Source organism: Okibacterium endophyticum (genome assembly GCF_054780075.1).
Map to the genome: position 1 here is coordinate 1 of NZ_BAAGXA010000018.1, position 1,047 is coordinate 1,047.

The window sequence follows — 1,047 nt, forward strand, 5'->3', positions numbered from 1 at the left end:
ATGACGCGTTTGCCGCGGTGAGTGGCTCCGATGCCGAGGTGGTGCATGCGGCCGGCGCGGCGGTAGCTGATCTTGCCGTTGGTGCCGACGTGGTCGTAGCGGATGCGGTAGTGGCTGGTATCGGTGATGGCGCCGACGGGGGCAGCTTTCGGAGATGCAGTGTAGGCCTGGGTGGGTGTTCTGCCGTCGAGGGCGCGGTGCGGGCGGTGGTGGTTGTAGTGCTCGCGGAAGGCGTCGAGCTGGGCTTGCAGTTCGGTGATCGTGGTGGCGCGGGGGCGGGCGGTGAGCCAGCGTTTCAGAGTCTGGTGGAACCGTTCGACCTTTCCCTGGGTTTGCGGGTGGTTCGGGGCGCCGTTCTTCTGCGTGATGTGCAACGCGGCGAGGGTGTATTCGAAGGCGTTGCGGCCGCCGCCGTGTCGGGCGGTGTAGACGCGGCCGTTGTCGGTGAGCGTGGATGTGGGCGCGCCGTGCTCATCAATGCTGGCGAGGAAGGTGGTGACGATGTCGTCGCCGGTGACGGGCTTGTGGGCGGTGCAGGACAGGAGATAGCGGGCATGGTCGTCGAGCCAGTTCAGGATCTCGACGTCGGTGTCGTCTGCGAGGCGCCAGTGGGTGAAGTCGGATTGCCAGGTCTCGTTCGGTTGCGCGGCTTGGAAGCGGATGTAGGAGGAGCGGGGGCGTTTGCGGGGTTCGGGGGTGATCAGTCCGGCGTGGTGCAGGATGCGGCGGATCGTGGACGACGACGGCGGCTTCAGCCCCTCGTTCCTCAGGTGCCAGGCGATCGTGACGGGCCCGGCGTCGAGCCCCTCCGCGGTCAGCCGCCGCCGGATCGCGATGGTCTTGTCCCGCACTCGGTCGGTGACGGCCTGGGGGCTCGAAAGCGGTGCCCGCGAGCGCGGTTCGAGTCCGTCGAGTCCTTCGGTCCGGTAGCGGGCGAGGAGCGTGTGCAGGTACTGGCGGGACAGCCCGTACTCGGCTGCCGCGGCGGTGACGGTCAGCTGCGTGGCGATGATCTTCAACACGATGACCCGATGCTTCGACATGCCC

Annotated in this window: 1 protein-coding gene; it reads right to left on the reverse strand. The window is 67.8% G+C overall.

Annotated elements, in window-relative coordinates; all coding sequences use genetic code 11:
* Positions 1-1,022, reverse strand: a 1,022-nt coding sequence (locus tag ACYVF5_RS16635) for an IS481 family transposase (protein WP_460948474.1), incomplete at its 3' end; no start/stop codon positions are given.
* Between the last annotated feature and the right edge of the window lie 25 nt (positions 1,023-1,047).